General features: G+C 68.3%; 5 protein-coding genes and 1 pseudogene. 1 reads left to right on the forward strand and 5 read right to left on the reverse strand.

Going from position 1 to position 7,475, the window contains the following annotated elements; translation table 11 throughout:
* Positions 1 to 13: 13 nt before the first annotated feature.
* From AB0B89_RS19170 to AB0B89_RS19190, 5 genes are all read right to left on the reverse strand, one after another.
* Positions 14 to 901 (reverse strand): ATP-binding cassette domain-containing protein, encoded by an 888-nt coding sequence (locus AB0B89_RS19170; RefSeq protein ID WP_358554196.1) that lies wholly within the window; start codon positions 899 to 901, stop codon positions 14 to 16.
* On the reverse strand, positions 901 to 1,842 hold the full coding sequence (locus tag AB0B89_RS19175) for an ABC transporter ATP-binding protein (protein ID WP_358554182.1): 942 nt from the start codon (positions 1,840 to 1,842) through the stop codon (positions 901 to 903). The genes AB0B89_RS19170 and AB0B89_RS19175 overlap by 1 nt, the downstream gene beginning before the upstream one ends.
* A complete protein-coding gene (locus AB0B89_RS19180) occupies positions 1,839 to 2,735 on the reverse strand; it encodes an ABC transporter permease (protein ID WP_358554185.1) in 897 nt (298 codons plus the stop codon). The genes AB0B89_RS19175 and AB0B89_RS19180 overlap by 4 nt, the downstream gene beginning before the upstream one ends.
* On the reverse strand, positions 2,732 to 3,727 hold the full coding sequence (locus AB0B89_RS19185; RefSeq protein ID WP_358554188.1) for an ABC transporter permease: 996 nt from the start codon (positions 3,725 to 3,727) through the stop codon (positions 2,732 to 2,734). Before AB0B89_RS19185 ends, AB0B89_RS19180 begins: the two co-directional genes overlap by 4 nt.
* A gap of 71 nt (positions 3,728 to 3,798) precedes the next feature.
* Positions 3,799 to 5,556, reverse strand: coding sequence for an ABC transporter substrate-binding protein (locus tag AB0B89_RS19190; protein ID WP_358554191.1), 1,758 nt, complete (start codon positions 5,554 to 5,556; stop codon positions 3,799 to 3,801).
* Between the two features lie 646 nt (positions 5,557 to 6,202).
* Here AB0B89_RS19190 and AB0B89_RS19195 point away from each other — a divergent pair.
* A pseudogene (locus tag AB0B89_RS19195) lies at positions 6,203 to 7,475 on the forward strand (germacradienol/geosmin synthase); the annotation flags it as partial.

The following is a 7,475-nucleotide window of genomic DNA, read 5'->3' on the forward strand; positions in this document are numbered from 1 at the left end:
CGGTCCGGTGGTGTCACGGTCTCCCCTCGCACTCCGGCAGCCGGGCGCAGGCGACGAAGTGGTCAGGTTCCTCCTCAAAGAGGCCGCCCGAGGCCCCGCTGTCGTGGTACGGGCAGGACTCGACCGGCTCGGCGTCCTGCCAGGGCTCCCGCAGCCGGGGCACGGCCGCGAGCAGCTGCCGGGTGTAGGGGTGCAGCGGCCGGCCGAACACCTTCCCGGTCAGGCCCATCTCGACCACCGCGCCGCGCCGCAGCACCACCGTGCGCTCGGCCAGGTACGTGCCGAGCGACAGGTCGTGGGTGATGTACAGCACGCCCAGCCCGCGCGCCTTCAGCTCGGCCAGCAGGTTCAGCACGTCGATGCGCGTCGAGGCGTCCAGCATGCTGGTGATCTCGTCGGCCACCAGCAGCTTGATGTCCAGCAGCAACGCCCGCGCGATGAGCAGCCGCTGGAGCTGGCCGCCGCTGAGCTGGTGGGGGAACTTCCCGAGGATCTGGTCAGGGTTGAGCCGCACATCCTCCAGCGAGGAACGAACGCGGCCCGCCCACTCGGCCTCGGGCACGCCCGGGAAGTACACCTCCTTGATCATCCGGAAGACCCGGTCGGCCTTGAAGACGGGGTTGAACGTGCTGAAGGGGTCCTGGAAGACGCCCTGGACGTCGCGGTAGTACGCCTTGCCCGGCCTGACGGGGGCGCCGTCCAGGGTGATCGAGCCGCTGGTGGCGGGGGTCAGGCCGAGGATCATCCGGCCGAGCGTGCTCTTGCCGCTGCCGCTCTCGCCGATGAGCGAGACGACCTCGCCGGGCCGCACCTCGAAGCTCACGCCGCCCACGGCCGTCAGGGATCCGCCGCCGAAGGCCCCGACCTTGAAGACCTTCGTGACGTTGTCGAGTCTCAGCATCATGCCTTCCAGCAGGCGACGACGTGGTTGGGCTCGATCTCCACCGCCGGGGGCTCCTCGGCGCACCGGTCGAAGGCCAGCGGGCACCGCTCCCTGAACCGGCAGCCGGTGGGCGGGTCGAGCAGGGACGGGGGGCCGCCGGGGATGCCGGCCAGCTTCCGTTCGGCGTGGCGCACGCCGACCTCGGGCAGCGAGTCGATCAGGAGCTTGGTGTACGGATGGCGGGGCGCCTCGACGATCACCTTGGCCGGCGCCCTCTCGGCCACCTTGCCCGCGTACATGATCATGATCGTGTCGGCGATCTGGTAGGTGAGCGAGATGTCGTGGGTGATGAAGATCATGCTCTTCACCACCCCGTTGTCACGGAAGCCCGCCAGCGCCCGCGCCACGGCCTTCTGGGTGGAGACGTCCAGGGCGGAGGTGACCTCGTCGGCGATGAGCAGCGAGGGGTCGAGCAGCGTGGAGATCACCATCACCATGCGCTGCTTCATGCCGCCCGACAGCTCGATCGGGTAGCGGCCGAGCACCTCCCTGGACAGCCCGACCAGCTCCAGCCGCGCGTCGAGCTTGGCCGGGTCCGGCGCCACTCCCCTGGATCTCAGCAGCTCGGCGACCATCTTTCCGATCTTGCGGGTGGGGTTCATGGCGCTCATGGAGTACTGCGGCACGAGCGAGACCCGGTGGAAGCGGAAGGGGTTCATGCGCCGGTCGTCCCCGATGGGCATCACCTCGCCGTCCAGCTCGACCTCGCCGCCGATGTGGCGCATGCGCCCGTCCATCCGGATCAGGCTCTTGCCCAAGGTGGTCTTGCCGCAGCCGGACTCCCCCGCGAGGCCGAGGATCTCACCGTCCCCCACCTCGAACGAGACGCCGTCGAGCGCCCTCACCTCCCCCTTGAGCGTCTGGTAGTGCACCCTGAGATCGCTGACCCGCAGGCTCATATCTGCCTCAGTTTCGGGTTGAAGACCTCGTCGAGGCCCACGTTGGCCACGTACAGGGCGCCGACGATCGCGGTGATCCCGGCGCCGGGCGGGATGAACCACCACCACAGGCCCAGCTGCATCGCGCTCCACTGGCCGGCGTTCTGCAGCATCAGCCCGAGCGAGACGCCCTCGGTGGGGCCGAGCCCGATGAAGTCCAGCGACGAGGCGATCAGGATCGAGCCGCCGAAGAGCAGGATGAAGGTCATGAACAGGTAGGAGCTCATGTTCGGCGCGATCTCCCTGGTGATGATCTTCCAGGTGTTCGCGCCGCTGAGCCTGGCCAGGTCCACGAAGTCCCTGGTGCGCAACGAGAAGGTCTGCGCCCTGATCGCCCGCGCCGCCCACGGCCAGGAGGTCAGGCCGATGAACAGGGCCTGCGCGCCGACGCTGCGGATGCCGAGGTAGGCGTTGATGATCAGCAGCACGGCCAGGGCGGGCAGGACGAGGACGATGTTGGTCAGCATGTTGAGGATCTCGTCCACCAGGCCGCCCCGGTAGCCGGCGACGAAGCCGACCAGCATGCCGACGACCGCCGCGACCCCTCCGCCGAGGACCCCGACCAGGAAGGTGGTGCGCAGCCCGTACACGAACTGGGCGAAGACGTCCTGGCCGAAGGTCGTGGTGCCGAACCAGTACTCCCCCGACGGCGGCCGCATGGGCGGGCCGACGTACTCGTTCGGCTGCGCGGCGACCAGGATCGGACCCGCCAGCCCGAGCGCGAGGAGAGCGAGGACGATGCCGACCCCGATCAGCAGCTTGGCGTTGCGCAGCGCGAAGTACAGGGCCTCGCGCCGGACGCCCGGCGGGACCGGGGCATCGCGCGCCGGGTTTTCTTGCGGAAGAGCCGTCATGCCGACGCACCCGCCATTCCCGCCCTCGTACGCGGATCGACCACGACGTAGACGATGTCGATGATGAAGTTGGCGATCAACACGCCGAGGACGATGAACAGGAACGTGCCCTGCAACAGGAAGAAGTCCTGGTTCTGGATCGCCTTGAGGATCAGGCTCCCGAGGCCGGGATAGGAGAAGACGATCTCGGTGACGAGGGCGCCGGCCACCAGCACGCCGAGCTGGAGGGCCAGGCCGGTGATCTGCGGCAGCACCGCGTTCCTGAACGCGTACCTCCTGATCAGCCGCTGCGGGGCCCCGAGCGCCGACAGGTAGTTGGCGTAGTCGGACTCCAGCTCGTAGATGATCATGTTGCGCATGCCGATCGCCCAGCCGCCGAGCGCCACCAGGAACAGTGAGGCGAACGGCAGGGCCCAGTGGTGCAGCAGGTCCAGCACGAAGTCCAGGGACCAGTTGGGCCTGATCGAGAAGCTGTAGCCGCCCGCGACGGGGAAGATCCCGAGCACCACGCCGAAGCCCCAGGCCAGCAGGACGGCCAGCCACATGTACGGCGTCGCCGTCAGCACGTACCCCACGGGCAGGACGGTGTTGTCGAGCAGCTTCCGCCGGGCGGCGTAGGCGCCGAGCCGGTTGCCGGCGACCCAGCTCAGCAGCACCGAGGGGATCATCAGCGCCAGCGTGTACGGGACGGCGTCCAGGATGACCGTGCTCACCGGCGTGGGGAACACCCAGATGCTGATGCCGAAGTCACCGCGCAGCAGCGCGGCCCAGAAGCTCAGGTACTGCTGCCACAGGGGCTGGTCGAAGCCGAACAGGCTGGTGTAGTAGACGCGCATGGCCTCCACGGCCTCGGGCTGGGACACCCGGGCCCTGGCCAGCATGCTGGCGACCGGATCGCCCGGCATGAAACGCGGGATCATCCAGTTGATCGTGACGGCGACGACGAACGTCAGCCCGTAGATGAGCAGTTTCCGACCGAAATATCGACGCACGAGAAGTCTCCCAGAAAGGCCCCCTCCTCTTCGCGCCGTGCGAGGGAAGAGGAGGGGGCGGCATCATGCGGTCAGGAGGCCGCGGGCTGGAGCTGCGTGAGGGTCTCGAACCCGCCCATCTCCAGCCAGTTGCGCCACATCACCGGTGCGGACTTGGGCGCCCCCTCGGCCGAGGAGGGCCAGTTCTTCCACGTGCCGGTGCTGGACTGGGCCCACAGGCCGTTGTACCAGAGCGGGATGATCGGCAGCTCGTCCAGATGGATCTTCTCGATCGCCGAGACGGCCGCCTTCATGCCCGCGATGTCGTCGGTCTTGACCTGGTCCAGCTTCCGCACCAGCTCCCAGGCCGCCTTGTTCTCGTAGCGCCCGAAGTTGACCGTGTTCTGCACCTTCTGCACGGGCAGCTGGAACACGTACTGGTAGTAGGTGAACGGCGAGTTCGACAGCTGGCGCTCGTTGTTGATCACCAGGTCGAAGTCGCCCTTGCCGCGCTTCTCGACCAGCGCGTTGTAGTCCGGGAAGTCGGGCGTGACGCTGATGCCCGCCTCCTTGGCGCTGGCCGCGATCGAGCGCGCGGCCTCCATCCAGTCGGTCCAGCCCGACGGCACCATGAGGGTCAGGCTGAGCTTGGAGCCGTCCTTGTTCTCCACGAGCCCGTCGCCGTCGCGGTCCTTGTAGCCCGCGTCGGCCAGCAGCTTCTTGGCCTTGTCCTTGTCGTAGGAGAAGCCGCTCTGGCTCACCACGCCCTGGTCGACGAACTGGTCCCACTGGGGCAGCAGGCCGGTGGGGCTGGCCGCCTTCACCAGGTTCCCGTAGACGCCCTCCACGATCTTCTTGGTGTCGACCGAGGCCGCCAGGGCCTTGCGGAACGCCACGTCGTCCATGGGCTTCTTGGTGGTGTTCGGCACCAGCCACGCCGTGTTGGCCGACAGCATGTACGGCGGTTCCTTGTAGAACGTCGTGAGCCCGAAGTTGCCCTTGACCAGGTTCGCCACCCCGGGCAGGAAGTTGTTGCTGAGGTCCATGCCCTTCTGCAGCAGCAGGCCCATCGCGACCTCGTTGCTGGTGTTGACGATGTCGACGATGTACTTCGGCTTCGGGTCCATGTTGAGCGCGGTCTTGCCCCACCAGTCGTCGCGCTTGGTGAGAACGGCGCGGTCCTGGTCGTGGCCGGAGAACTTGTACGCGCCGGTGCCGACGGGGTTCTCGTTCACCCCGTTGAGCACGTCCTCCTCCGAGAGCTTGCCCCACAGGTGCTCGGGCACGATGGCCCGGTTGTAGAGGTTGAAGTCCCACTCCTGGTAGTTGGCCGTGGAGAAGGTGAACTTCACGGTCTGGTCGTCGGTGGCCTCGACGTTCTTCAGCCACTCCCAGACGTTGTGGTAGGGGATCGTCTCCATCTTGCCGAGCCCGAAGGTGAAGGCGACGTCCTTGGCCGTGAAGGGCGTGCCGTCCGACCACTTGACGCCGTCACGGATCTTGACCTCGTAGGTCGTGTCGTCGGTCCAGCCGCCGCTCTCGGCCAGCCACGGGGTGAGCTTGCCCGCGTTGGGGTCGAAGTGGAACAGGGTCTCGTAGACCAGGCCCTTCGTGCCCGTGGCCGAGTCCCACTCCCTGATCGGGTTGAAGTTCGCCGGCGGCCCCCACTGCGTGCCGCTGGTGTACAGCGTCTCGTTGCGCGGCAGGGCATTGGGGTTCGCCGGGCCGGCCGACGGCGCGCCCGCCGCCCCGGAGCCTTGGGGGGCAGGCGTCGATCCGCCGCCCGTACAGCCGGCGGCGAGCATGCCGGCCGCCAGGAGCGGGATCATGATCCGCACCCGCTTACGCATCTGTCTCTCCTTCCCCCGCCTGTGCGGCGGAGGTCCGCGTGCCTGCCAAGCCCCGATGGATCCGCTGAGCCCCGCGGAACTGTGAGAGCGCTCCCACGCTGCGACTCGCGCGCACACTCCCAGCTCTGAACCGCCGGTGGTCACACCTCGTTCGTGGTCGCGGAGCAGTCGGCCGGCGTGAGACCAGGACCGGGTCTCGACGTTTTTGCTGAACCGGATAAGTACCGAGAACGTAAAATTTCCTTGTCCGCCCTGTCAATAGCCGTGACACGTTCGAGACGTCGCGGCGGTGGACGCCCAGGACGCCGGTTATCGGCGGTGCCGAAGGACATCCCGCCGACCAGGGACGACGGCGGCCCGAAGATCCATCCGCGCCGCACATACCAGGATCAACCGCCGGACGGCGCCCCTCCGCGCCGCCCTCTGGACCCCTCGGGGACACCGGACATGAACCGATTCAGTCAGGAACGCTCACGGAACGGCGGCGACCGCCGATCGGACCCGGACGGGCCGGCCGTACGAGGCGGCGCTTGGGAGAGTGCGGGGATATCGCTTACCCGGACGTTGCCGTACAGTACCCTCGGTGCCAGTGTCGTCACCATAAGTGAACCGCAGCAGTCGTCGGCTCAAGAGAGTAGGCACGCCTATGCAGGCTTTCACACTGCCCGACTTCTACATGGCGTATCCCGCCAGGATCAACCCCCACCTGGAGCGCTCCCGCGAGCACAGCGAGGCCTGGGCCGCCCGCATGGGCATGCTCGACGCCCCGAAGCCCGGCGGAGGCGTCGTCTGGGACCAGGCGGCGCTGGCCGAGATGGACTACGCGCTGATGTGCGCCTACACCCACCCCGACTGCGACGGCCCCACCCTCGACCTGATCACCGATTGGTACGTCTGGGTGTTCTTCTTCGACGACCACTTCCTGGAGCAGTTCAAGTACTCCCGCGACCTGGCCGGGGCGAAGGCCTACCTCGACCGGCTTGAGTTGTTCATGACCGTCGAGGGGGAAACGCCGCCCGAGCCGGCCAACCCCGCCGAGGCGGGGCTGAAGGATCTGTGGGAGCGCACGGTCCCGTCGATGTCGCCCGAGTGGCGGCGGCGGTTCATCACCAGCACGCACAACCTGATGGTCGAGTCCATGTGGGAGCTCGACAACATCGACCGCGGGCGCGTCGCCAACCCCATCGAGTACATCCAGATGCGGCGCAAGGTCGGCGGCGCGCCGTGGTCGGCCAACCTCGTCGAGTTCGCCGCGCACGCCGAGATCCCCGACGGCATCGCCGCCACCCGCCCGATGCGGGTCCTGTCGGACACCTTCTCCGACGCGGTACACCTGCGCAACGACCTGTTCTCCTACCAGCGCGAGGTGCAGGAGGAGGGCGAGAACTCCAACGCCGTGCTGGTCTTCGAGCGGTTCTTCGACTGCCCGACGCAGGAGGCCGCCGAGCTCGTCAACGACCTGCTGACCTCCCGGTTGCAGCAGTTCGAGGCCACCGCGCTGACCGAGGTCCCCGCCCTGCTGGCCGAGCACGCCGTGCCCGCCCGCGAGCAGGCCGCGGTTGCGGCCTACGTCAAGGGCCTGCAGGACTGGCAGTCCGGCGGCCACGAGTGGCACGCCAGGTCCAGCCGGTACATGAACGAGGGCGCCGTCCGGGGGTCCTCGGCAGCCCTGCCAGGCCCCACGGGCCTCGGCACCACCGGCCTGGCGTTCTCCCCGGGGAGCCTCGGCCTGGAGCGCCGGGCCCGCCAGCACTCCCACCTGCCGTACCAGCCGGTGGGGCACCTGCGGCTGCCCGATCTGTACATGCCGTTCCCGATCCGCACCAGCCCGCACATCGACGGCGCGCGAGGCCACGCGGTCGGCTGGGCGCGCGAGATGGGCATGTTCGACTCGGTGCCCGGCGTGGAGCTCGGCGGCG

The sequence above is a fragment of the Sphaerisporangium sp. NPDC049002 genome, from assembly GCF_040649355.1.
Lineage (GTDB): Bacteria > Actinomycetota > Actinomycetes > Streptosporangiales > Streptosporangiaceae > Sphaerisporangium.

Excerpts from the sequence above, each read along its gene's own strand:
- AB0B89_RS19175 (WP_358554182.1), bottom strand. The coding sequence starts at position 1,842 with ATGAGCCTGCGGGTCAGCGATCTCAGGGTGCACTACCAGACGCTCAAG.
- AB0B89_RS19190 (WP_358554191.1), bottom strand. The coding sequence starts at position 5,556 with ATGCGTAAGCGGGTGCGGATCATGATCCCGCTCCTGGCGGCCGGCATG.
- AB0B89_RS19180 (WP_358554185.1), bottom strand. The coding sequence starts at position 2,735 with ATGACGGCTCTTCCGCAAGAAAACCCGGCGCGCGATGCCCCGGTCCCG.
- AB0B89_RS19170 (WP_358554196.1), bottom strand. The coding sequence starts at position 901 with ATGCTGAGACTCGACAACGTCACGAAGGTCTTCAAGGTCGGGGCCTTC.